Below are 23,875 nucleotides of genomic sequence, written 5' to 3' on the forward strand. Positions count from 1 at the left end.
GCCCGTATCCGCCGCATAGATGACAACCAAATGTGATCGGCATTGACAGCAATCCGATCACCTCACTAGGTTAATTGACATCCATCAAGTACCGGCGCGAAAAGAACGGGGATAATCGCCAGCCGGACGACGGAGTCAACTCGCACGACCGGACCGCCCCGGCACCACAGCCGGGCGACGCCGGCCGTCACGACCGCGTCACACCCCTCTCCGCCAGGCGCTTGTCGCCTGGCCAGAAGGCCGCCACAGCTGCGCCTGCGCGGCTGACGCACCTCCACACCACACCGCCGCTGAAATGTGCGCGCAATTATGCGCGCCCATTTCAGCGCAATTACCTGCTGTTTCGCCGTTCGGTGGAACAGCTCTTCACCGTGCCCACCCGGCGACCGCCGGATTGCGTCGAGGAGAATACATGCAGAAACGTCGCGCCATGTCGACGACGGCGGTGGTCACCGCCCTGGCATCGGCTTGGCTGGTGGCACCCGCCACCCCCGCGAGCGCCGCCCCCGCAGCGTCCGGAGGCCTCACCCCGGTGGTGTCACCGCGTACGGGTGGCACGGTGAAGCTGTTCGACACCCCGCACCGCACGGCCGGCCGGACCGTCGTCGCACAGGGGGTCGCCCCCACCGTGCCGAAGGGCACCGGACCGGCCCGCAACGCGACCCAGATCCCCTTCTCGATCAGCGACCGGATCCAGGCGAAGGTCAACGTCGGGTCGGGCAACCTGCTGATCACCAGCACCGAACTCACCCTGCCCGGCGTGGCGGCCAACGTCACCATCGGCGCGGCGTTCAACAGCCTGCTGCTCGGCACCGACCTTCCCCAGGGCGCGCACGGCCCCGGCTGGCGTACCCGGGCCGGGATGGACGTCCGGCTGGTCAAGGCCGACGACGGGTCGGTGACCTACGCCGCCGCCGACGGGGTGGTCGGGAAGTTCACCGTGCTCGGGTCCGGCTACAAGACCCCGGTGGAGTTCAAGGCCGTCCTGGCCAAGGACGGCACCGGCTGGAAGCTGACCGAGCACGGCGGCAAGCGGCTCTACTTCGACTCCGCCGGCCTGCTGACGAAGACGCTGGACCGCAGCGACAACGCCACCACCTACACCTACGCCAGCGGCAAACTCAGCAAGGTCACCTCGGACCGGGGCAACGGGTCGGTGCGCTCGGCGGTCCCGACCTACACCGGCAACCAGATCACCAAGTACCGGCAGACCGCCGACGACGGCGCCTGGCGGGAGGTGTCGTACCAGTACGACTCGTCGAACCGGCTCACCACCATCCAGTCCGCCACCTGGCGCAAGACGTTGTTCGACTACAACAGCGCCGGCGACCTGGTCAAGATCACCGCGATGGACAACTCGTTCCACACGTTCACCTACGACGGCCAACACCGGGTCACCTCGGTCACCCAGGTCACCAACGTGCCGACGATGACCGGCTCCACCACCCGGTTCGCGTACCCGACGTCCTCGCAGACGCTCGTCGCGGACGCGCGGCAGGACCTCGGCCAGTCGGTCGCGGCGGTGCCGCACAGCACCTACGACCTGAACAGCGACAAGAAGGTCACCAAGGTCACCGACGCCGCGGGCAACGAGCGCAGCACCTCGTACACACCGTTCGGCGACGTGGCGGGCACCGTCTCGCCGGAGGGCGGCACCGTCACCAACACCTACGGGGCCAACGGCGGCGAGTCGCTGACCAAGTCGGACTCACCCACCGGCGCGAGCGCGTCGGCGGCGTACACCGGCGTGGCCAGCCAGACCAATCCCACCGCCAACTTCCAGCCCAGCTCATCGATCGACACGCAGGCCAACAGCTCCACCTACACCTACAACGGCGTCGGGAACCGGACCTCCACCAAGGACGCCCTGGCCGCTGACGCGAAGGTCGACTACAACACCGACGGCACGGTGAAGTCGTCCACCGACCCCGGCAACGGCACCAACGCCACCACCTACGGCTACGACGCCAACAAGCAGGTCATCAAGCTCACGCCGCCGACCGGCAACGGCCTGGTCGCGAAGACGTTCAGCTACGACAACTTCGGCCGGCTCAAGACCGTCAGCGACGGCTGCGTCACCACCTACGAGTACAGCCTGGACGACCGGGTCACGAAGATCTCGCACTCCGGCTGCGCGGCCGCCGGTGATGTCGTCTACGAGTACGGCGGCTCCGGGAACCTGATCAAGCGAACCGACGCCAGCGGGGTCACCACGTACCTCTACGACACGCTGAACCGGCTCCGCGAACGTACCGCCGGCACCGAGACGCTGTCCTACACGCCGGACGCCGTCGGCAACCTGGTCAAGCTGACCGACGGCCGGGGCACCACGCAGTACTACTACAACACCCGGAACCTGCTGGTCCGGATGGACACCGCCGGGGGCACCCGCTACAACTTCCTCTACGACAACAACGGCAACCGGACCACGACGTACTTCGCCACGGACAACACCAACAGCGTCTGGGCGATGAAGACCACCACCACGTACGACAAGTCGGACCGGCCGCTGCGGGTCACCACGAAGCGCTTCTCCAGCAGCCCGGCCACCGTCTCGGACATCACCTACTGCTACGCCAAGTACGTGGCCGGCCAGGGCTGCTCGACCGCCAAGACCGACGACACCGGCCTGCGCCAGTGGCAGAAGGACGAGTCGACCGGCACGGTCTCCCAGTTCAGCTACGACAAGGGCAACCGGCTGACCAAGGCCACCAACGTGGGCGGCAAGACCTACGAGTACGCCTACGACACCAACGGCAACCGCACCACGGTCAAGGTCGACGCCAGCACCACCCAGTCGCTGACGTTCAACTCGGCCAACCAGATCACCACGACCAACAACACCTACGACGGCCGGGGCAGCCAGACCAAGAGCAGCGCGCCCGCGGTCACCACCCTGGGATACAACGGGCTGAAGCAGATGACCACCGCCGGGAGCGGCAGCTACACCTACGCCGGCGCCGACCAGGTGGAGCTGACCTCCGGCAACGGCACGGCGATGGTGTTCGGCCGGCAGGACCAGTACGGCGTGCCCGCCCTCCAGTCCTACCGCAACGGCTCCGGGACGGTCTACGTCGAGCGCGACGGCATCGGTTCTCTGCTCGGCCTGCGCATCAACAACCGCGACTACGCCTACGTCCTCGACGGGCAGGGCTCCCCGATCGCCGTGGTCAGCTCCGACGGCACCACGGTGGCCACCTACCGCTACGACCCGTACGGCGTGGTCACCAGCTCCGACGAGTACTACCTCGGGCAGACGAACATCCTGCGCTACGCCGGCGGCATCTACGACCCGGCGACGAAGTACACCAAGTTCGGCCAGCGCTGGTACAACCCGGACCACGGGCGGTTCACCCAGCAGGACAACCTCAGCTTCATCGGCAACCCGGCCAACGGCAACCGCTACGCCTACGCCGCCGACAACCCGATCGGCAACATCGACCCGACCGGCCAGGACTCCGAGAGCTTCGGATTCGAGATCTGCTACGTCCTGTGCGCCGGCCTCGCCTACGAGTGGGACGACGAAGGCAACCAGGGCATCACCGGGTCCATCGGCACCGGCGCCGGCGCCTCCGTGTCCTACCAGAAGGGCAGCGGCAACGTGGAGGACGGTGGCGGTGTCTACGGTCAGTGCGCGCTGGGCGCGATCAGCGCCGGCGCCGAGGTGGACTGGGAGGGCGAGTCGGACTACAACGGCGGCGTCAGCAGCGGTGGCACGGGTTGTTCGGCCGGATTCCAGGGAACCGTGGCCTTCTGACCTGACCTGACCCGACCACGTGAGGACCGACATGGATCTGCTCGCCGTCACGCTCGCCGCCCGCTCGCCCCTGCCGGGGCCGGTGCTCGTCGGATTCTTCGTCCTGGTAGCGGTGGTGCTCGTCGCCGTCGTCTACCTGAGGGGCAGGGGCCGGTAACACCCCGCCCCGGAGGCCGGCCGGTCGTCACGACCGGCCGGCCTCCGGCGTGCTCGGCGGGGAAACTCGCTTGCCCCGCCCGGCGGTGTCGGGCACGGTTACCGCCATGACGTTCTGACGGACCGCACCCCGCCCGCAGGCCGCGCCGCCTGCCGTTCGCCGCTCTCCGCCCTTCCCAGAAACGAGCGTCTGTGTCCGTGCACCCCTCCGGGCGGGCCGCCGTGCCCGCCACCGTCTCCGTCTTCTCCTCCCCCGGCAGCTGGATCGAGTCCGCCGCGCTGGACCAGTGCCACCAGGTCGCCGCGCTGGACGGCATGGCGCACGTCGCCGCCATGCCGGACCTGCACCCCGGCAAGGGCGCGCCGATCGGCGCCGCGATGGCGTCGACGGTGCTCTACCCGTTCCTGGTCGGCTCCGACATCGGGTGCGGCATCGCGGTGTTCCCGATCGCGCTGCGGCGGGCCGTACCCGAACGGCTGGCCGCCCGGTTCCCGGACCTGGACCGGGCCCTCGACCCGCAGCGGGACGCCGACGACCCGGCCTGGTCGGTGCTGGCCGGGGACGTGCCCGCCGGACACCTGGACGGCCTCGGCACGGTCGGGCGCGGCAACCACTTCGTCGAATTGGCGCGCGTCGGCCCGATCCTCGCGCCGGAGCACGCCGACCGGATCGGCCTGGCCACCGGCGACCTGGTGCTGGTGGTGCACTCCGGGTCGCGCGGGCTGGGCGAGCGGATCCTGCGCGAGCACACCGAGCGGCACGGGGCGGGCCCCGCGCCCGACCCGGACGCCTACCTGGCCCGGCACGACGCGGCGGTCCGGTGGGGCTCGCTCAACCGGCGGCTGCTCGCGGCCCGGGTCGCGTACGCGCTGGGCGCCGAGCCGACCGAGCCGGTCGTCGACCAGTGCCACAACCTGGTCGAGATCCGCGACGGGCGCTACCTGCACCGCAAGGGCGCGGCCCCGGGCGACGGCCGGGACGTGCTGGTCGCCGGCACCCGGGGCACACCGTCCTACCTGGTGGCCGCGCACGCCGGCGCGGACGCCAACCACTCGGTCGCGCACGGCGCCGGCCGGAAGATGTCCCGGGCCGACGCGCTGCGCCGCGGCCGGGCCAAGCACACCGTCGAGGAGCTGCGCCGCACATCGGTCGGGTCGCTGGTGGTGTGCGGCGACCGTCAGCTGCTGTTCGAGGAGGCGCCGACCGCCTACAAGCGCATCGAGCAGGTGATCGGGGACCTGGTGGCGCACGACCTGGCCACGCCGGTCACCACCACGGTGCCGCTGGTCACCTACAAGACCCCGGACGTCGGCGCGGGTCGCCGCCGGAGCCGGCGGTGACGGAGCTGTTCCTGTCCGCCGGGCGCGGACCGCAGGAGTGCGCGTGGGCGCTGGCCCGGCTGCTGTCCCGCCTGGAGGCCGACGCCACCCGGCGTGGCCTGCGCGTGGTCCGGGTCGAGACGGTGCCCGGTGAGCGCCCGGGCACCCACCGGTCCGCGCTGGTCCGGATCACCGGCGCGGGCGCGGAGGAGTTCGCCGCCGGTTGGACCGGCACGCTCTGCTGGCAGGCGGCCAGCCCCTACCGTCCGGGGCACGGGCGGAAGAACTGGTACGTCACCGCCCGGCCGCACCGGGCCGACGTGGCGGCGACCCCGTTCCGCGAGGCGGACGTCGCGATCGTGCCGTGCCGCACCGGCGGACCGGGCGGCCAGCACCGGAACAAGGCCAGCACCGCCGTCCGCGCGACCCACCGCCCGTCCGGCCTGACCGTGGTGGTGGACACCGAACGGCACCTGCACCTCAACCGGCGGATCGCCGTCGACCTGCTGCGGCGGCGGATCGCCGAGGGCGACGACGCGGCCCGGCGCGCCGGCACGACGGCGCGTTGGCGGATCCACGACGAGCTGGTCCGGGGCGACCCGGTCCGGGTGGAACGACCGTGACCCGGGCGTTCCTGCGGCGCGACGACGTCCGCGACCTGGTCCGCGACCGGCTGGGCCCGGATCGGCGGGTCACCGCGCTGGACCGGCTCACCGGCGGGACCCGCAAGGGCGTGTACCGGATCGGGCTCGACGACGGCGGGTCGGTGGTCCTCTACGTCTGGTCGGCGGCGGAGAACTACTGGCCGGAGTCGGCGACGGTCCCGGACGATCCGTTCACCGAGGCGTCGGGGGCGGAGCTGTTCGCCACCAACCACGCCGCGCTCACCGCCGCCGGGGTGCGCGTACCGCATCTGATCGCGGTGGACCGCGCCGGGCGTCACCTCGACGCCGACGTCGCGCTGGTCGAGGACGCCGGCGGGGTGACGCTGGAGGCGTTGCTGGCCCGCGACCCGGTCCGGGCCGCCGCGCCACTGGCCCGGCTCGGGGACGCGCTGCGGCGGATGCACACCACGGCCGGCCCTCGGTACGGCCGGCTCACCGACGCGCCGGGGGCCTCCGGCGCGCGGGCGGCCGAGGACGTCGTCCTGGACCGGGCGTTGGCGCACCTCGACGGGGCCGCCGCGCGGGCCCCCCGGCCGGCGGCGGCGCGGGACCGGATCGCCGCGCACCTGCGCGAGCTGCGGGAGCGGGTGACGCCGCGACGGACGTACGCGCTGGTGCACGGCGAGCTGGGCCCGGACCACGTCCTCGTCACCCCGGCCGGCGAACCGGTGATGATCGACTTCGAGGGCCTGACCTGGTTCGACGTCGAGTGGGAGCACGCATGGCTCCGGCTGCGCTTCGGCGACGCGTACCCGGCGCTGCGGCCGGTCGCGCTCGACGTCGACCGGCTGGAGTTCTACCGGTACGCGCAGGTGCTGTCGTTGATCGAGGGTCCACTGCGGATCGCCGGGACCGACTTCCCGGACCGGCGGTGGATGCGCGAGCTGGCCGACCGGAACATCGCCGCGGCGCTCTCCGTGCTCTGAGCCGCTCACGCATGGTGACCCGCAGGTCACGACGCCGTCTCATTTCGCACCGATGAACGCCTGATGAACGGTTCGCCTCTTGACGACCGGGCGGCCCGGTCATTGAATTTCGACGTGGCGAGCTGCCCCGCGCGCGTGTCGTCCACACCGGCCGTCAGCGGGGGCGGACCGGTCGCCCGAGCCCGTGCCCGCACCGGGGCGCCCGGGCGACACCCGCCCCGGCGGGCCGTCCGATGACCGAGCGACGCCGACGCACGCTGCTCAGCGCGGCGCTGCACGCCGTGTCGCACGCCGTCGCCGTCGTCTACTGCCTGACGACGCTCGCCGAGCCGCACCGGCCGCTGATGCTCGGGGCGTACGGCTGCGGTCTGGTCGCCGGCGTCGCGGGCTCGTGGGTCGCGACCCGGGTGACGTCGAAGACCTGGAGCTACCGGGTCTCCTCCACGCTGCTGCTGATCACGCTGGTGGTGGCCGCGGTGGGCGCGCTCGGCGACGGCGGGGTCTCCTCCCCCGCGGCGCTGGGCTTCGTCACCACCGCCGTCTTCGTCGCCAGCTACACCCCGCAGCTGCGCCTGATGCTCGGCTTCGAGGTGCTCATCCTCGGCACCTACCTCCTGGTCGCCGTCGCCGGGCCACCCGCGCCGCGCGGGCACGTCTTCGTCTACCTCGCCGGCATGCTGGTGCTCGTCTCGGTCTGCTCCACCCAGACCAGGGCGCTGGCCCGGCAGCGGTCCCAGCTGCGGGCGCTGGCGTCGCTGGACCCGCTCACCGGCGCGCTGAACCGGCGCGGCCTGGCCGAACTGACCCGCTTCCTGTTCCGCGCGGGCTGTCGGCCCGGCCCGTCGCTGCTCTGCCTCGACCTGGACGACTTCAAGCTGGTCAACGACCGTCTCGGGCACGCCGCCGGGGACGACCTGCTGCGTCGGGTGGTGGCCGCGACGCGCGAGGTGCTGCGCGGCGGGGACGCCATCGCCCGCATCGGGGGCGACGAGTTCGTGGTGGTGCTCGCCGACGCCGACACGGAGGCGGCCCGCTCGACGGCGGCGCGGATCGAGGCGACGCTGCGCCCGCTCACCTCGGTCAGCGTCGGCACCGCCACCGCGCCCTTTGACGGCGACACCCTGGACCGGCTCCTGCACGCCGCCGACCAGCGGCTCTACCGGGTGAAGCAGCAGCGCGGACGCGCCGGCGGCCGGCTGCTCGCCGACGGCGGCGGACGCGGCTGACCACGCCCCGGCCGGAGACGCCCCGGCGACGGAACCGGCCGGGTGGACGGCTCCGGGTCAGGCGACGAAGACGAAGAACGGGTGACCCGCCGGGTCGGCGTAGACCCGCAACGGCTCGTCCGGGTCGTCGACGCGGTCCAGCAGCAGCCGGCCGCCGAGCGCGAGCACCCGCTCGTGCTGCCGGTCCAGTTCCGCCACCGACGGCACGGTCAGGTCGAGGTGCAGCTGCTGCGGCACCTCCCCCTCCGGCCAGGTCGCCGCCGGCAACCGCTCGACCTGCTGGAACGCCAGCTGCGGGGCACCCTCCGAGGTCCGCAGCACCAGCCAGTCCCGGCCCCGCCCGTCGGGCTCCCCGGCCGCCGGGGGTTCGTCCCCGGGTCGGTAGACCAGGCCCAGCAGCGCGCGGTAGAACTCGGCCAGGGCCCGCGCGTCGGTGCAGTCGAGCACCACCTGGCACAGCCGCAGACCCGGTCCGTCGGTCACCGTCACCACCTCCGGACCTCCTCCTGCCCCGGGCGGGCCCGGCCCAATCCGCCCGCCGGGCGCTCGGATACGGTGGGCGCGGCTGCGACGCGGCGAGGGAGGACACCGGATGCGCCTGCACGTGGGCTGTGCGATGTGGACGCACCGGTCCTGGTCGGGACGGTTCCTGCCGCACCCGCTGCCGGCCCACGAGCGGCTACGCGCGTACGCCGGCTGGTGCGACGCGGTCGAGGGCAACACCACGTTCTACGCGACCCCGAGCCGGGAGACCGTGGCATCCTGGGCGGAGCAGACCGACCCCGACTTCCGGTTCCTGCCCAAGCTGCCGAAGGCGGTCACGCACGGGCACCGGCTCACCGGCGGCGAGGGCGACCTGCGGGCGTTCCTGGACGCGGTCGAGCCGCTCGGCCCCCGGGCCCACATGCTCTGGGTGCAGCTGCCCGGCGGGTTCGCCCCCGAGGACGTGCCCGTCCTGGACCGGTTCCTGCGCACCCTGCCCACCACCCACCGGTACGCCGTCGAGGTCCGCCACCCCGCCTTCTTCACCGACCCCGGCGCGGTGCGGGCGCTGGAGGACACGCTCGGCCGGCACGGCGCGGAGTGGGTCCCGTTCGACACCACCGCCTTCTTCCGCACGCCACCCACCAGCGACGCGGAGCGGGAGGCGTGGACCCGCAAGCCCCGGCTGCCGCTGCGGACCCACGCGCTGACCGACCGGCCGGTCGTGCGCTACCTCGGCCGTGACGACCCAGCCACCACGGTCGAGGGCTGGCAGCGCTGGCTCGACGTGGTCACCGCCTGGCTGCGCGAGGGCCGCTCGCCGACCGTGTTCGTGCACACGCCGGACAACGCGGACGCCCCCGAACTGGCCCGCCGCTTCCACGACCAGGTACGCGCCCGGGTGCCCGAGCTGGCGCCGCTGCCCGAGCCGGCCCCGGTCGGCCCGGCGACGCTGTTCTGACGGTGCGGCCGGTCAGGCCGGCGTCAGCGGCAGCAGCACCTCGAACCGGGTGTCCCCCGGCTCCGACCGCACCCGGATGTCGCCGTGGTGCTTGTTGACCACGATCCGGTACGAGATGTCCAGGCCGAGACCGGTGCCCTCGCCGACCGCCTTGGTGGTGAAGAACGGCTCGAAGATGCGCGGCCGCACCTCCGGCGGGATGCCCGGACCGGTGTCCCGGACCTCGACGGTCAGCCGGTCCTCGGTGCGCCCGGTCCGGACCGTCAGCGTGCCCTCGCCCGCCATCGCGGCGAGCGCGTTGTCGATCAGGTTGGTCCACACCTGGTTGAGTTCGGCGGCGTACGCCGGCACGGCGGGCAGGCTCCGGTCGTACTCCTTGACCACCCGCACGCCCGCCGGCACCTTCGCCTGGAGCATGACCAGCGTGGCGTCGAGCAGGTCGTGCACGTCCACCGTCTGGTAGGGCGCACGGTCGAGCTGGGAGTACTGCTTGGCGGCCCCGACCAGCCCGGAGACCCGGGTCACCGCGTCGTCGATCTCGCCCATCAGCAGCTCGGTGTCGATGGTGTAGGTGATCCAGTGGACCGCCGACTCCAGGTCGTCGCCGCCGACCGCCGCGTCGACCTGGGCGAGCCACCCGCTGTCGATGCCGCCCGCGACCAGCGTCGGGGCCAGCTCCCAGGCCCCCCGTACGCCGTGGTCGTCGAGCCAGTCGGCCAGCTCGTCCTCGGCGTCGCTGGCCGCCAGCGGCGACAGGCCCGGCGCCGCGGCGGCCCGCTTCACCGCCTCCTCCTGGAGGGCGACCAGGTCGTGCAGCCGCCGCCCGTCCAACCGCCCGTCGGCGATCATGGCGAGCTTGTGCCGCATCTTCGCGACCCGCCCGCGCAGCGCCGAGGTGGCCCGTACGGCGGCCGCCGCCGGGTTGTTCAGCTCGTGGGTGAGCCCGGCCGACAGCGCGCCCAGGGCCAGCAGCCGCTCCCGTTCGCCGACGATGGTCTGCGTGTTGCGCATCCCGACGAACAGTCCCTCCAGCAGGTGGGTGGCCATCGGGAACCAGCCGCGCATGGCGTCCGCGATGACCGCCGCCGGCAGGGCGAACACCGCGCAGTCGGTCACCGCGCGGAGGCTGTTCAGGTAGCGCTGCTCGGCCGGGTCCCCGACGTACGCCTGCATCGCGCCGCCGTAGACGCCGGGCTGGCTGGTCCGGCTCAGCTCCACCTCGTCGCCCTGGACCCGGCGGTGCATGGCGACCGTGCCGTCGAGCAGCACGTAGAAGCAGCTCGCCGGCTCGCCCTCGACGTAGACCGGCTCGCCGGCGCGGCGCCGCTCCACCCGGCCGTGCTCGGCCAGGTGGGACAGCTGCTCCGGGGTGAGCGACTCGAACAGGAAGAGCCGCCGCAGCTCGTCGACGGTGAGCCGGTCCCCCGTCACTGGGTCTCCTCTGTTCGCGACTGCGGGGCTCGCAAACCCGGCTCACTCCTCGCGCTCACTGGGCCTCCAGGTAGCGGTGCACCAGCGAGACCGCCATCGCGCCCTCGCCCACGGCCGAGGCCACCCGCTTGACCGAGTCGGCCCGCACGTCCCCGGCGGCGAACACGCCCGGCATGCTGGACTCCAGGTGGTAGGGGTCGCGCGGCAACGCCCAGCCCGGCGGCCGGCGCCCGCCCCGGGTCAGGTCCGGGCCGGTGAGCACGAAGCCCCGGCCGTCGCGGGCGACCGCGCCGCCGAGCCAGTCGGTGCGCGGCTCGGCGCCGATGAACACGAACAGCCACGAGGTCTCCACCTCGCGGGTCGCGCCGGTGCGCACGTCCCGCAGCGTCACCCGTTCCAGGTGCTCGCCGCCGGCGCCGCCGACCACCTCGGTGCACGGGTGCACCTCGATGGTGTCGATCCGGGCGATCTGCTCGATCAGGTAGCTGGACATCGACCGGGTCAGGTCCTCGCCGCGGATCAGCAGGTGCACCCGGCGGGCGTAGCGGGAGAAGTGCACGGCGGCCTGGCCGGCCGAGTTCGCCCCGCCGACGATGTAGACGTCCGACCCCGAGCAGCTCGGCGCCTCGCTGGCCACCGAGCCGTAGAAGCAGCCCCGGCCGGTCAGCTCGGCCAGCCCGGGCGCCGGCAGCATCCGGTAGGAGACACCGGTGGCGAGCACCACGGTGTGCGCGGCGACGCTGCTGCCGTCGCTGAACCGCAGCACCCGCGCCCCGCCCGCGTCCTCCAGCGACACCACCTCGCGCGCGCTGAGCAGCTCCGCGCCGAACCGCAGCGCCTGCCGACGGGCCCGGTCGGTGAGCTGGGCACCGGAGACCCCGTCCGGGAAACCGAGGTAGTTCTCGATCCGGCTGCTCTGCCCGGCCTGCCCGCCGGTGGCCCGCCGCTCGATCAGCACCGTCCGCAGCCCCTCGGAGGCGCCGTAGACGGCGGCGCCGAGCCCGGCCGGGCCGGCGCCGACCACCACCAGGTCGTAGAACTCGGCCGCCGGCGTGGTGGCCAGCCCGACCTGCGCGGCCAGGTCGGCCGCCGACGGCTGCACCAGCGACTTGCCGTCCGCGGTCACCACCAGGGGTACGTCGTTCGCGGTGACGCCCGCGGCGGTGAGCAGCCCGGCGCCCTCCGGCTCGTCGGCGGGCACCCAGCGGAACGGCACCAGGTTGCGGGCCAGGAAGTCCCGGGCCGTGAACGACGGCGCCGACCAGCGGTGCCCGACGACGCGCAGCTCGGGGGTGGTGGTGGCGCCGTCGGCCGTCCACGCCTCCAGCAGCTGGTCCAGCACCGGGTAGAGCTTCTCCTCCGGCGGGTGCCACGGCTTGAGCAGGTAGTGATCGAGGTCGACCACGTTGATCGCGTTGATCGCGGCGTCGGTGTCGGCGTACGCGGTGAGCAGCACCCGGCGCGCGGTGGGGAAGAGGTCCATCGCGGCCTCGAGGAACTCGATGCCGTTCATCTGCGGCATCCGGTAGTCGGCGATCAGCACCGCCACCTGTTCGCCGCGCAGCCTCAACTCGCGCAGCGCGTCCAGGGCCGCCTCGGCGGAGTCGGCGCGGACCACCCGGTAGCGGTCGCCGTAGCGGCGCCGGATGTCGCGGGCGACCGCCCGGGAGACGGCCGGGTCGTCGTCGACGGTGAGGATCGCGGGGTTGGGCATGGCCCCCACTTAAGCACCACCGGCGGCCGACCCGCACCACCCGCCCGGTCCGGCTCAGCCCGGACGGCCGGGTTCGGGGGGCGGCACCGGGTCGGCGTACGCCCCGGACCGGCCGGCGTACCGCTCGCCGTCGAGGAACGGCAGCGGGTTCGGCGTGCACCCGTGCAGGCCCAGCGTCTGCTGTTGCATCACCGGCGCCGGCCGTCCCCGGCCCGGGCAGCGTTCGTGGCCGTGGCCGAGCCGGTGCCCGACCTCGTGGTTGACCATGTACCGGCGGTAGCTGTCGAGGTCTCGCCCGAAGGGCGGCGCGCCGAGCGCCCAGCGGGCCACGTTCAGCACCACCCGGTCGCCGCGCCGGCAGGAGGTGTAGCCGTCCGGCCCGTCCCGGCACAACTCGTCCCGGGTGCCCGGGGTGGCCAGGTGGACGGTGAAGTCGGCGGCCCGGTCCGGGCCGACCCGGCGCAGGGTGACCCGCCCGTCGGTCGTCCAGCCGCCCGGGCCGGTGAGGATGCCGGTGACCCGCGCGGCGAACGCGTCCACCGGCACGCCCCGGATGTCGCGCTCCACCGCCACCCGGTAGCGCAGCGTCCGGCCCGTACCCCGGGGGGTGGCCGGCTCGGCCGCGGCGAACCGCCACCGGTTGCCGCCGTCGGCGGGGTAGCCGATCGCCGCCGGCCGGTGACGCGCGGGCGCCGGGGCCGCCGGCGCGGCGGTCGGCCCGGCGGGCGCGACCACCGCGCGGTCGGTCGCCGGCCGGTCGGACGGCGCGCAGCCGGCCAGCAACCCGGCCAGCAGTACGATCGTCGCGCCGCCGCGCGTCCGGTCCACGATCCTGGTCATCTCGTCCCCCCTCGGCGCCCGGTCGGCGCGCAGGGAGGAGGACGGGTGGTCCGGTGCCGAAGTTGATCCGTCGGGAACTCAACCTTTTCCCCACCTCGCCCGTCCTTGTCGGGGTGGGACGGGAAGAGGTCGGGCATGGCCCGGGGTGACGCCGAGTTCGTCGAGTTCGCCCGGGCGGCCTCGGCGCGGCTGGAGCACGCCGCCTTCCTGCTGACCGGCAACCACCACCAGGCCGAGGACGCGGCCCAGACCGCGCTGGTGCGCACGTACGCGTCCTGGGCCCGGATCCGCAACGGCGACGCGTACGGCTACGCGCGCACGGTGCTGGTGAACCACCTCGTCGACACGTGGCGGCGGCCGATTCGCGAATATCCCACCGAGGACCTGCCGGAGCAGCACCGCGGCGACGTGGCGGACGAGGTCGCGACCCGGCGCTGGCTGCTCACCGCGCTGGGCACGCTCACCGCGCGCGAGCGCGCCGTGGTCGTGCTGCGCCACTACTTCGACCTGCCGGAGGCCCAGGTGGCCCGCGAACTCGACGTGTCGGTCGGCACCGTCAAGAGCACCGGCTCCCGCGCGCTGGAGAAGCTGCGCGGCGCCGGCCTGACCGCGCCGCAACCGCAGGGGACGTGCCGGTGAACGAGGTGGAGGAACTGCGCCGGGTCCTGCGGGCCACCGAGCGGACCGACCGCACCGGTCCCGACCTCGCCGACATCATGCGCCGGGGCCGGCGGCTGCGCCGTCGCCGGCGGGTCGCCGGGGCCGGCGCGGCGGCGGTCGCGGTGCTCGCGGTGGTCCTCGGCGCGGCCGACGTCGTCACCCGGACCGGCCCGCCGCCACCGACCCCGACGCGGCCGGCCGCCCCGGTGCCCGCCGCCACGCCCAGCCCGGAGGCCACCCCCGGACCGACGACGGCGCCGGTGCGCCCGGTCGGGGCGGTCGTGGACAGCGGCCTCCGGTACGGCACCCAGGAACGGGTGTTCTACTTCGTCCCGGTCGACGTGCCCCGGGTGCCCGGCGTGACGGTCGGGCTGGTCGCCGGCCGCCGCCTCCCCGCCGGCGAGCTGGTCTCCGACTACCTGGTCAACGACGTGGCCGGCAGCGACCGCCGGCCGGGGTTTCACGAAATCGGGTACGACCAGCGGCGGCGGGTGCCCGCCGACCTGCCGCTGCCCACGTTCGGCTACTTCGTCGGCCCCGCCGCCCGGATCGTCGGCACCGTCGACGGCCGCCAGGTCGACGCGCGGCTGGCCCGGTGGAGCGAGGACCAGCGGGTGGTGATCTTCTGGTTCGACCCGGCGTCGCTCGCCCCCGGCACCCCGCTGGACGGCATCGTCGCGCGGGACGCCCGGGGCCGGCGACTGTGACCGGCGGCCCTCAGGCGCGTCTCCCCCGCGTCGACACGAGCTGGTAGGACATCACCGCGAAGGCCGGGTCGCGCAGCAGCCGGCGGAACGCGTCCAGCTGACCCGGCGACAGCCCGGCGTCGAGCAGCTCCGGTTCGAGCTGCCGGGAGTTCGTGCCGTACAGCGACGCGCCGAGCGAGCCGCCGGGCCAGCTGCGCGCGTGGACGACCGTGTCCACGTCGACCAGCCCGGCGGCGGTCAGCTGGGCGTGCACGTCCTGCGCCCAGGCCAGGTCCGCGCCGTGACCCTGGAGGATGCCGAGCATCGCGTCGGTCACCTGGGCGAACAGCTTCGCCGCGTCGTCGCTCGGCGCGGTCAGCACCCGCAGCGGCGCCGTGCAGTCGAACTCCTCGACCACCAGCCATCCGCCCGGCGCCAACGCGCCGGCCAGGGTACGCAGCACCCGGCGCCGCTCCGGCAGGTGCAGCAGCACCAGTCGGGCGTGGACCAGGTCGAACGGGTCGCCCGGCGGCGGCTCGTGGCGCACGTCGTGCCGGCGTACCTCCAGGTTCCCGGCCGGGCGCAGGTGCGCCAGGTCGAGGTCGGTCGCCACCACCCGGCCGGACGGGCCGACGGCGGCGGCCATGGCCCGGGCGACCGAGCCGCCCCCGGCGCCGACCTCCCAGCACCGGGCGCCCGGCGTGAGCAGCGGCGGCGCGATCCGGTCGGTGGTGATCGGGTCCAGGAAGGACTCCAGGGCGCGCAGTTGGGGCACCGCGTCGGCGGCACCGGTGTCGAAGGCGTAGTCGGTCTCGGGGGCGTCGGTCGGCATCGCTCCTCATTCCTGTCCCGGGTTGTCGGTTCGCGGTCCCGGCGCCGCCAGGGAGCCGGACCGGGGCCGGGGAGCCGGCGGCTCCGCGACCGTGGCGACGCTGAGCAGCGCGGCCACCGCGCCCGGGTCGGCCCGGGCCTCGTCGGCCGGTCGGTCGTAGACCACCCGGCCGTACTCCAGCACGGCGATCCGGTCCGCGACCGCGACCGCGTGCCGCACCTGCTGCTCGACCAGGAGCACGGTCAACCCGGACCGGGCCAGCGACCCGACCAGCTCCCGCACCCGCGCCGCCAGGTCCGGCGCGAGCCCCTCGCACGGCTCGTCGAGCAGCAGCACGCGGGGTTGGCCGAGCAGCGCCCGGGCGATCGCCAGCATCTGCTGCTCGCCACCGGAGAGCTGGTCGCCGCGGTGACGCAGCCGGGCGCCGAGGCGGGGCAGCAGGTCCAGCACCCGGGCCACGGTCCAACCCTCGCCGCCGGGGGTGGCCGCACGCCACGGCGCCGCCGCCAGGACCAGGTGCTCGGCCACGGTCAGCCGGGAGAACACCCGTCGGCCCTGCGGCACCAGCCCCACGCCGGCGCGGGCGATCCGGTGCGGCTGCCGGCCGGCCACCGGCACCCCACCGATCTCGATCCGCCCGGCCTGCGGCCGGACCAGCCCGGCCACGCAGTGCACGAGCGTGCTCTTGCCCGCGCCGTTGCGGCCCACCACCGCCTGCACCGCGCCGGGTCGCACGTCGAGGCTCACCTCGTGCAGCACGGTGCCGCCCGCGTAGCCGGCGCAGAGCCGGTCGATGCGCAGCATCACGTCACCCCCTCCGCGTACGCCTCCCGGACCGGGCCGGACGCGCGGATCTCGGCGGGCGAACCGGTGGCGAGCGTCCGCCCGTCGCGCAGCACGGTCACCGTGTCGCAGAGCGCGTAGACCAGGTCCAACCGGTGCTCGACGAGCAGCACCGCGACCGCGCGGGGCAGCCCGCGCAGGAACTCCGCCAGCCAGCCGACCTCCACCGCGGACAGTCCGGCGGCCGGCTCGTCGAGCAGCAGCAGCCGGGGCCGCCCGGCCAGCGCCACCGCGATCTCCACCTGCCGGCGCTGCCCGTGGGCGAGCTGCCCCGCCGGGACGGCGGCGAGATCACCGAGGCCCACCCGCGCCAGCAGCGCGTCCGCGGTACGCCCGGCCGCCCGTCGCCGCGCCGCCGGATGCCACCGCCCCGCGCGGACGGCCCGGGGCAACGCGGCGACCAGCACGTTCTCCCGCGCGGTCAGCGAACCCCAGACGGCGGGACGCTGGTGGATGCGGCCCACGCCGCGCCGGGCCCGGGCCGCCGGCCCGAGTCGGGTGACGTCCCGCCCGGCCAGGCGCACCCGGCCGGCCGCCGGCCGGGTGGCGCCGGCGAGCACGTCGAGCAGCGTGGTCTTGCCCGCGCCGTTCGGCCCGATCAGCGCGTGCCGTTGGCCGAGCGCGACGCGCAGGTCGACCCCGTCCAGCGCGGCCAGCGACCCGTAGCGCACGGTGACCGCCTCGGCGGTGAGCAGCGGGGTCACGCGCCCACCCCCGTGGTGACGGTCGGCCGGGGCGTCCCGGCGGCGGGCGGCTCCCCCGGTGCGGGCGCCGCCGGGCGCCGGCGCGGCCGGCGGGCCGTGGGCAGCAGATACGCGGCGGCGACGAACGCCAGCCCGAGCACCAGCGGCGCCTGCCCCGGCAGCGCGCCGAACAGCCAGTCCCGGGCGGCGACGACGAGGACCGCGCCGACCAGCGCGCCGCCGACCGAGGCGGTGCCGCCGACCACCACGCCGAGCAGCAGCAACGCGGAGGTGTCGAAGCCGAAGTCGGCCGGCGAGACGTACTGCTGGGCGGTGACCAGCAGCGAGCCGGCCGCGCCGGCGATCGCCCCGGCGGCCACGTGCACGCCCGCGACGTGCGCCGACACCCGGTGCCCGCTGGCCCGCAGCCGCGCCTCGTCGTCCCGGCCGGCCCGCAGCAGCAGCCCCACCCGGGTCCGCAGCACCAGCAGCACCAGCCCGGCGAGCACCGCCACCACCACCAACGTGTAGAGGTAGCGGGCCCGGTCGGTGGCCAGCGGCGGCAGCCCCCACAGCGGGCGGGTCGGGGCGATGCCGGCGAGCCCGTCGGTGCCGCCGGTCACCGCGGTCCACCGACCGGCGAGCACCACCGCCAGCTCGCCGACCGCCAACGTGATCATCAGGAGCACCACGCCCCGGGCGGGGACCACCAGCGGCAGCGTCGCCACCGCCAGCGCGGCCCCGGCCGCCGCCGCCACGACGAGCTGCACCGGCCCCACGTCGGAGAGCTGACCGCCGACCACGACGCCGGTGTACGCGCCGGCCGCGTACGGCGCGGTCTGCCCGAGCGTGGGCAGCCCGGCGACCCCGGTCAGCAGCGCCACGCCGACCGCGACCAGGCCGAGCGCCAGCGTGCGGGCGAGCAGCGCGACGGTGTAGTCGTCGACCGCCCACGGCGCGACCACCAGCCCGGCCAGGACGGCCGCCCCGACGAGCCCGCGCAGCGCCCGTACGGCCCGGTCCCTCATGTCGCCCGCCGGGCCGTGGCCAGCCCGCGCGCCCGCGCGGCGAGCACCACCGCCATGGCGGCGAACAGCAGGAACGGGGCCGCCGACGGGGCGAGCGCGACGCCGAGCGTCTGGATCTGGCCGACCGCCAGCGCGGCGAGCAGCGTGCCGGTCATCGACCCGAGGCCGCCGAGGACCACCACGACCAGCGACAGCAGCAGCACCCCGTCGGCGGTGTCCGGTCCCGGGCCGATGATCGGGGCGCCGAGCACGCCCGCGGCCCCGGCCAGCGCCCCGGCGGCGGCGAGCACGCCGACCCGCACCACGGCCGGGCTCACCCCGAGCACGGCGACCATCTCCGCGTCGTCGACCGCCGCCCGCACCAGCATGCCGGCCCGGGTCCGGCGCACCACCAGGTGCAGCAGGACCGCGAGCAGCGTGGCCACCACGATGAAGACCAGGCGGTACGCGGCGTAGCGGTGCCCCGCGACCGTCACCGACCCGTCCAGCGCGGCGGGCACCCGTACCGGTGGGTCGTCCGGGCCGAACGCGCCGACGAGCAGGCTCCCCCCGACCAGCGCGACGCCGAACGTCAGCAGCGCCTGGGTCAGGTGGTCGGCCGCCGCCGCCCGGGTGAGCAGCACCGCGACCAGCGCGCCGGCGGCGGTCGCGGCGGCCACGCCGACGAGCAGCGCCAGCGCCAGGCTGGGCCAGCCGCCGTCGAGCAGCGCGGCGGCGGTGTAGCCGCCGACGGCGAACAGCGTGCCGTGCGCCAGGTTGAGGATGCCGGCCACGCCGAAGCAGAGCACCAGCCCGGCCGCGGCGACGAACACCAGCAGCCCGTAGGCGACGCCGTCCAGCGCCGGCACGACGTACGGGTCGACCGGCACGCCGGTCATCCGCCCACGGTGGCGAGGTCGCCCACCACGGTGTTGGACAGCGCCCGCCCGTCCTGGCGGACCTGGCGCAGATACCACTTCTGCACCGGCGCGTGCGTGGTCGGCGAGAACTGCCAGGTGCCGCGCGGGCTGGCGATCTGTCCGAGCTGGCCGATCGCGGCGTTGACCCGTTCCGGGGTGGGGTCGTCGCCGGCCGCCGCGACCGCCCGGTCCAGCACCGCCGCCGCGTCGTAGGAGGCCATCGCGTAGGTCGTCGGGGACCCGTCGTGCGCGGCCTTCCAGGCGGCCACGAACGCCCGGTTCTCGGCGTTGTCGAGGTCGGGCGAGTAGTTCAGCACCGAGTAGATGTCCCGGGCCGCGTCGCCCTGCGCGTCGAGCACGCCGCCCTCGGTCAGGAACCCGGCGGCGTAGAGCGGCACGTCCCTGATCTCCGACTGGGCGTACTGCTTGACGAAGTCGACAGCGGCGCTGCCGGCGTAGAACGTGTAGACCGCGTCCGCGCCGGACGCCTTGATCCGGGCGAAGTACGGGGTGAAGTTGGTGGTCGCCGGGAACGGCGTGAACGTGGTCTTGCCGTCCGGGTTGGCGAGCCGTCCGCCGGCCCTGGCGAACGCCTCGGTGAAGCCGCGCAGCTCGTCCCAGCCGCCCTGGTAGTCCGGGCCGATGGCGTAGACGCTGCCCTTGACGTCGTCGCGCACGTGCTGGGCGATCGCCTCGCCCGGCTCGTCGGAGAGGTAGGAGGTGTGCCAGACCCGGGACACGTCCTTGATCTCCGGCCGGCCGTTGGAGCCGACGAACGGCACCTTCGTCTCGTTGAGCAGCGGATAGACCGCGGCCACCGAGCCGCCGCCGACGATGCCGGTCAGCGCCACCACCCGGTCCTGCTTGAGCAGTTTGGTGGCGGCCGGCACGGCGGTCGCCGCGCCGTTGCCCTCGTCCGCCACGACCAGTTCCACCTTCTTGCCGCCGAGCTTGCCGTCGTGGGTGGACAGGTAGAGCTGGAAGCCGTCGCGGATGTCCTTGCCGACCGCCTGGTACGTGCCGGACAGGGACGCGAGCAGGCCGATCCGGACGGTGGCGTCGGCGCCGCCGCCGGGCCGGTCCTCGGCGCAGGCGGGCGCCGCGAGCAGGACGAGGGCGAGCAGCGCCGCGGTGCGGGCACGGCTGCGCCGGGGCAGGGTCAGGGACATGGTGTCTCTCCTGTGCGAGGGGGAAGGATCCGGCGGGGTGCCGGCGGTCAGCGGCCGCGGCTCAGGGCCGCCCGGGCCGCGGGGGTGAGCGCGTCGCCGATGCGGTTCGCCAGCTCGGTCATCTCGTAGGAGACCTTGCCGACGTCGCACCTCGGGTCGGCGAGGACGAGCAGCGAGGCGCCGTCGTTGAAGGCCATGGAGAACATGAAGCCGCCCTCCAGCTGGGTGACGTTGGAGATCACCGCGCCGGCGTCGAAGAACGCCGCCGCCCCGCGCAGCAGGCTGACCAGCCCGCTGCCGGTCGCCGCCAGCTGGTCGGCCCGGTCCGGCGGGAGGCCGCGGGTGGCGGCCACCATCAGGCCGTCGCTGGAGATGGCGATCGCATGGCTGACCTCGGTGGCGCGCTCGGCGAACGCGTCCAGCAGCCAGCCGAGATCCTGGTGGTCGGTCACGGGCACTCCCTCGTCGGGTCAGTGGGTGATCAGGTTGGCCCGGCGGCCGGCGACGCCGCGGGCGTACGCGGCCATGGCGGTGGCCACCCGGGCCGGGTCCCGGTGGTCGGTGGCCGGCCGGGGCGCCGGGACACCGCCGGGCACCAGGTGCTCCTGCGGCTGCCGCCGGGGCAGCCCGGAGGTGGTGGTGCCGGCGACCCGTGGCTCGTCGACCCGCGCCGCCGACTGCCAGGCGTCGTCCGCGGGACCGGACCACGGCGTGCCGTCGACGCCCGGCCGGTCGCCCTGGAACCAGTGGTTGACCTGCGCGAAGATCACCGGCTCCTCGGTCGGCGGGGCGCCGCCGCCGGGCGCGGCCCGGAACACCGGGGCGACCGGGAGCGCCCGCTCGGCGGCCGGTCCGCCGGCCCACGGCTGCGGCGCCGGCGGGGCGACGGGCGCGACGGTGGCCCGCCCGGGCGGGTACGCGACCGTGGTGCGTGCCGCCCGCCGGGACGGCCGCTCGGGGCTGAGCAGGAACTCCTCGGGCGGCAGCGGCCGGGTCAACGCGGCCGGGAGGGCCACCTCGGCGATGGTGCCGCGGCGTGGCCCGGACCGGAGCTGGACGGCCGCGCCCAGCCGGGTGGCGAGCTGCCCCACCACGACCAGCCCCATCGCCCGGACGGTGGCGACGTCGATGGCGGGCGGCCGGGCGAGCAGGTCGTTGAGCTGCTGCCGGCGGTGCGGGGGCAGCCCGACGCCCTCGTCGCTGATCTGGACGATCACCCGGTCGCCGAGGCTGCGGCCGGTCACCCAGGCCTCGGTGGCCGGCGGGGAGTAGCCGGTGGCGTTCTCCATCAGCTCGGCGAGCAGGTGCACCACCTCGTCGACGGACTCGGCGGCGACCGCGACGTCGCCGTCGACCAGGCCGAGGCGGATCCGGGCGTAGTGCTCGATCTGGCTCTGCGCGGCCTGGAGCACCTGGGGCAACGGCACGTCGTGGTGGCGTACCCGGCCGACGCCCACACCGCCCAGTACGAGCAGGCTGGCGTTGATCCGGCCCATCCGGGTGGCGAGGTTGTCCAGCGCGTAGAGCTGGTGCAGCCGGTCGGGGTCGGTCTCGTCCCGCTCGACCCGGTCCACCTGGGCCAGCACCGCGTCGACCAGACGCTGCTCCCGGCGGCTGAGGTGGATGAAGATCTCCGCGGTGTTGGCCCGCATCACCGCCTGCTCCGCCGCCGTCCGCACGGCCGCCCGATGCACCGCGCTGAACGCCTGCCCGACCTCGCCGATCTCGTCGTCGCCGGAGACCTCCAGCGTGTCGACGGCCTGCCGGCGGGCCAGCTCGTCCGGGTCGACCGAGGCGCTGTCCGGTTCCTGGAGCCGGGCCACCACCTGGGGCAGTCGCTCGAACGCGACCGCGTTCGCCGCGTCCCGCAGCCGCCGCAGCCGCCGGGTGATCTGGCGGGCCACCGCCCAGGTCACCAGCGCGGTCAGCAGCAGGGCCAGCACCGTGGCCGCGGCCTCGACGACGGTGCGCCGCCGCTGGTCCGTGTGGGCCGCGCGGATGTCGTCGAGCACCGTCCCGTCGACCCGCAGGCGCAGCTCGGCCAGGCGTACCGCCCACTGCTGGGTGGCGGTCAGCCAGGTCCCCAGATCCAGCTCCAGGCGGTCGCCCGCCGCCGTGCGGGCCACCTGGTCCAGCAGCCGTTGCAGCCGCAGCGCGCTCTCGCCGCTGCCGGCCTGCTCCCACCAGCCCTGCCAGGCCGGCCGGGCCAACGCCAGGAACGCGAGGCTCGCCTCGGTGACACCGGTCCGGGCGGCGGTGATGTCCTGCTGCAACGCGGGGGTCACCTGGCCGGCGGTGACCGCCCGCAGCACCGCCACCTGCTGCTGGCCGACCGCCTCGGCCACCTTGGACAGCGCGGCCGAGGCCCGGATGCCGTCCGCGATCCGCGGGTTGACCACGCCGAGGGTGACGCTCTCGCGCAGGCCGAGCAGGTCGGCGATGACGATGCGGTAGCTGAACGTCATGGCCGACACCGAGGCGCGCTCGGCGGTGCGCACCTGGGCGCGCAGCGGGGCGAGGCTGTCCAGCGCCGCGTCGATCCGCGGCAGCACGGCCCGCTCGGCGGCGGCGCCGGAGGGCACCTCGGCGCGCCGGCGACGGTAGCCGGCGACCGCGGCGTCGGTGGCCGTGGTGGCGTCGGCGAAGGCGTCCTGCTGCTCCGGGGCGCCCCGGGTCAGCAGGTCGGCCGCGACGATCCGTTCGTACTGCAACCGGTGGGCCAGGTCCCCGGCCTCGGCGCCGAGCTGGGCCAGCAGGCCGAGGTCGCTGGCGCGGGAGGTCTGCCGGGCGCTCTCGGTGAGGGCCAGGCCGGCGAAGCCCATCACGGCGACGAGCGGCGCGGCCACGATGAGGCGCATCCGGCCGCCGATCCGCCACCGGCGGCGGCGGGTCGGGTAGGGTCGGGCCGCGTGGGACCTCGTGCTCGACGCCACTGCTGACTCCCCGCACTGATCGGCAAAGTTCTATCTGCATTTGCGGATTGCACGTCCCATTGCGCCGGACGGCGTGCGCGGAGGCCAGACCCGCTCGTGGTACAAACAGGCCGTACCAGCATCTGTACCCGGAGTTGGCGACGCCGGGGGCGAACCCGGGGATCCGGAGGCGGCGGAGGTCAGTGCCGGCCGGCCGCCGACGGCGGTTGGCCCTCCGGCCCGGGTTGTGCGAGCACCTGGCCGATCAGCTCCCGCAGCTCGTCGATGGCCGCCACCACGGCCTGCGGATCGCGGGGGTCGCGCCGCGGAGCCGGCGGCGGACCGGCCGGCTCCCAGCCCGCCACCTCAGCCGACCGCGGCCCCCGCCGCCCGTCCGCGGCCAACTGCTCCGCCGCGACGCGCGGCCACAGGTCCGCCAGCCGACCGCCGGTGGCGAGCACCTCGTCGCACCGGACGGCGAACTCCTGGCTGCCGAAGCGCCGGCCCGACTCGACCGCCGCGACCGTCTCCCGGCTGAACCGCACCCGCTCCGCCAGCGTCCGCTGGGTCAGGCCGCGTCGCGTCCGCCAGCGGCGCAGCTCGGCCCGGAACTGCCGGCTGGCGGCGGCGGGATCGGCGTTCGACGCGGGCGTGCGATCCATGTGCTCACCTTCGCGACGCCGG

The 23,875-nt window shown here is 74.9% G+C and carries 22 protein-coding genes; 9 read left to right on the plus strand and 13 right to left on the minus strand.

Annotated elements, in window-relative coordinates; translation table 11 throughout:
• Positions 1–412: 412 nt before the first annotated feature.
• From COO58_RS15985 to COO58_RS16005, 6 genes are all read left to right on the plus strand, one after another.
• On the plus strand, positions 413–3,757 hold the full coding sequence (locus COO58_RS15985; RefSeq protein WP_255292641.1) for an RHS repeat-associated core domain-containing protein: 3,345 nt from the start codon (positions 413–415) through the stop codon (positions 3,755–3,757).
• A gap of 31 nt (positions 3,758–3,788) precedes the next feature.
• Positions 3,789–3,914, plus strand: a complete 126-nt coding sequence (locus COO58_RS30830) for a hypothetical protein (RefSeq protein WP_255292642.1) — start codon at positions 3,789–3,791, stop codon at positions 3,912–3,914.
• A gap of 191 nt (positions 3,915–4,105) precedes the next feature.
• Positions 4,106–5,254 carry an RNA ligase RtcB family protein gene (locus COO58_RS15990; protein ID WP_098745543.1) on the plus strand — a complete coding sequence of 383 codons (1,149 nt, stop codon included), beginning with the start codon at positions 4,106–4,108 and terminating at the stop codon, positions 5,252–5,254.
• The gene (prfH, locus tag COO58_RS15995) at positions 5,251–5,856 is read left to right on the plus strand and encodes a peptide chain release factor H (RefSeq protein WP_091578733.1); all 606 of its coding nucleotides are present in this window, start codon (positions 5,251–5,253) and stop codon (positions 5,854–5,856) included. The genes COO58_RS15990 and prfH overlap by 4 nt, the downstream gene beginning before the upstream one ends.
• A complete protein-coding gene (locus COO58_RS16000; protein WP_098745545.1) occupies positions 5,853–6,824 on the plus strand; it encodes a phosphotransferase family protein in 972 nt (323 codons plus the stop codon). The genes prfH and COO58_RS16000 overlap by 4 nt, the downstream gene beginning before the upstream one ends.
• A gap of 233 nt (positions 6,825–7,057) precedes the next feature.
• On the plus strand, positions 7,058–8,050 hold the full coding sequence (locus tag COO58_RS16005; protein WP_091578738.1) for a GGDEF domain-containing protein: 993 nt from the start codon (positions 7,058–7,060) through the stop codon (positions 8,048–8,050).
• Positions 8,051–8,107: 57 nt separating this feature from the next.
• On the opposite strand, the gene COO58_RS16010 is transcribed toward COO58_RS16005, so the two are convergent.
• On the minus strand, positions 8,108–8,533 hold the full coding sequence (locus COO58_RS16010; protein ID WP_098746386.1) for a VOC family protein: 426 nt from the start codon (positions 8,531–8,533) through the stop codon (positions 8,108–8,110).
• Between the two features lie 133 nt (positions 8,534–8,666).
• Between COO58_RS16010 and COO58_RS16015 the strand changes: the two genes are divergently transcribed.
• A complete protein-coding gene (locus tag COO58_RS16015; protein WP_218012393.1) occupies positions 8,667–9,494 on the plus strand; it encodes a DUF72 domain-containing protein in 828 nt (275 codons plus the stop codon).
• 12 nt (positions 9,495–9,506) lie between these two features.
• On the opposite strand, the gene COO58_RS16020 is transcribed toward COO58_RS16015, so the two are convergent.
• The 3 genes from COO58_RS16020 to COO58_RS16030 are packed head-to-tail and all read right to left on the minus strand — an operon-like array spanning position 9,507 to position 13,479.
• Positions 9,507–10,925 carry an ATP-binding protein gene (locus COO58_RS16020; RefSeq protein WP_098745548.1) on the minus strand — a complete coding sequence of 473 codons (1,419 nt, stop codon included), beginning with the start codon at positions 10,923–10,925 and terminating at the stop codon, positions 9,507–9,509.
• Between the two features lie 55 nt (positions 10,926–10,980).
• The gene (locus COO58_RS16025) at positions 10,981–12,639 is read right to left on the minus strand and encodes an FAD-dependent oxidoreductase (protein ID WP_091578745.1); all 1,659 of its coding nucleotides are present in this window, start codon (positions 12,637–12,639) and stop codon (positions 10,981–10,983) included.
• Positions 12,640–12,693: 54 nt separating this feature from the next.
• Positions 12,694–13,479: a DUF3152 domain-containing protein gene (locus COO58_RS16030; protein WP_098745549.1), complete on the minus strand. Its 786-nt coding sequence runs from the start codon at positions 13,477–13,479 to the stop codon at positions 12,694–12,696.
• A gap of 135 nt (positions 13,480–13,614) precedes the next feature.
• Here COO58_RS16030 and COO58_RS16035 point away from each other — a divergent pair, with 135 nt between their 5' ends.
• Positions 13,615–14,118 (plus strand): SigE family RNA polymerase sigma factor, encoded by a 504-nt coding sequence (locus COO58_RS16035; protein WP_098745551.1) that lies wholly within the window; start codon positions 13,615–13,617, stop codon positions 14,116–14,118.
• Positions 14,115–14,846 carry a hypothetical protein gene (locus tag COO58_RS16040; RefSeq protein WP_098746388.1) on the plus strand — a complete coding sequence of 244 codons (732 nt, stop codon included), beginning with the start codon at positions 14,115–14,117 and terminating at the stop codon, positions 14,844–14,846. The genes COO58_RS16035 and COO58_RS16040 overlap by 4 nt, the downstream gene beginning before the upstream one ends.
• 10 nt (positions 14,847–14,856) lie before the next feature.
• Here COO58_RS16040 and COO58_RS16045 read toward each other — a convergent pair whose 3' ends face one another.
• The 9 genes from COO58_RS16045 to COO58_RS16085 form a co-directional block, all read right to left on the minus strand.
• Positions 14,857–15,657: a methyltransferase domain-containing protein gene (locus COO58_RS16045; protein WP_098745552.1), complete on the minus strand. Its 801-nt coding sequence runs from the start codon at positions 15,655–15,657 to the stop codon at positions 14,857–14,859.
• A 6-nt stretch (positions 15,658–15,663) separates the two neighbouring features.
• Positions 15,664–16,461 carry an ABC transporter ATP-binding protein gene (locus COO58_RS16050; RefSeq protein WP_091583828.1) on the minus strand — a complete coding sequence of 266 codons (798 nt, stop codon included), beginning with the start codon at positions 16,459–16,461 and terminating at the stop codon, positions 15,664–15,666.
• Positions 16,461–17,204 carry an ABC transporter ATP-binding protein gene (locus COO58_RS16055; protein WP_098745554.1) on the minus strand — a complete coding sequence of 248 codons (744 nt, stop codon included), beginning with the start codon at positions 17,202–17,204 and terminating at the stop codon, positions 16,461–16,463. The genes COO58_RS16050 and COO58_RS16055 overlap by 1 nt, the downstream gene beginning before the upstream one ends.
• Positions 17,201–18,211 (minus strand): branched-chain amino acid ABC transporter permease, encoded by a 1,011-nt coding sequence (locus tag COO58_RS16060; protein ID WP_091578757.1) that lies wholly within the window; start codon positions 18,209–18,211, stop codon positions 17,201–17,203. The genes COO58_RS16055 and COO58_RS16060 overlap by 4 nt, the downstream gene beginning before the upstream one ends.
• Positions 18,208–19,089: a branched-chain amino acid ABC transporter permease gene (locus tag COO58_RS16065; protein ID WP_098745555.1), complete on the minus strand. Its 882-nt coding sequence runs from the start codon at positions 19,087–19,089 to the stop codon at positions 18,208–18,210. Before COO58_RS16065 ends, COO58_RS16060 begins: the two co-directional genes overlap by 4 nt.
• Positions 19,086–20,279, minus strand: a complete 1,194-nt coding sequence (locus tag COO58_RS16070; RefSeq protein WP_098745557.1) for an ABC transporter substrate-binding protein — start codon at positions 20,277–20,279, stop codon at positions 19,086–19,088. The genes COO58_RS16065 and COO58_RS16070 overlap by 4 nt, the downstream gene beginning before the upstream one ends.
• 47 nt (positions 20,280–20,326) lie before the next feature.
• Positions 20,327–20,731: a roadblock/LC7 domain-containing protein gene (locus COO58_RS16075; RefSeq protein ID WP_091578763.1), complete on the minus strand. Its 405-nt coding sequence runs from the start codon at positions 20,729–20,731 to the stop codon at positions 20,327–20,329.
• An 18-nt stretch (positions 20,732–20,749) separates the two neighbouring features.
• Complete coding sequence (locus COO58_RS16080) at positions 20,750–23,212, minus strand: nitrate- and nitrite sensing domain-containing protein (RefSeq protein ID WP_141561900.1); 2,463 nt, start codon at positions 23,210–23,212, stop codon at positions 20,750–20,752.
• Positions 23,213–23,391: 179 nt separating this feature from the next.
• The gene (locus COO58_RS16085) at positions 23,392–23,853 is read right to left on the minus strand and encodes a helix-turn-helix transcriptional regulator (protein ID WP_098745559.1); all 462 of its coding nucleotides are present in this window, start codon (positions 23,851–23,853) and stop codon (positions 23,392–23,394) included.
• Positions 23,854–23,875: the final 22 nt, after the last annotated feature.

The sequence above is a fragment of the Micromonospora sp. WMMA1996 genome (assembly GCF_002573675.1).
Classification (GTDB): Bacteria; Actinomycetota; Actinomycetes; order Mycobacteriales; family Micromonosporaceae; genus Micromonospora; species Micromonospora sediminicola.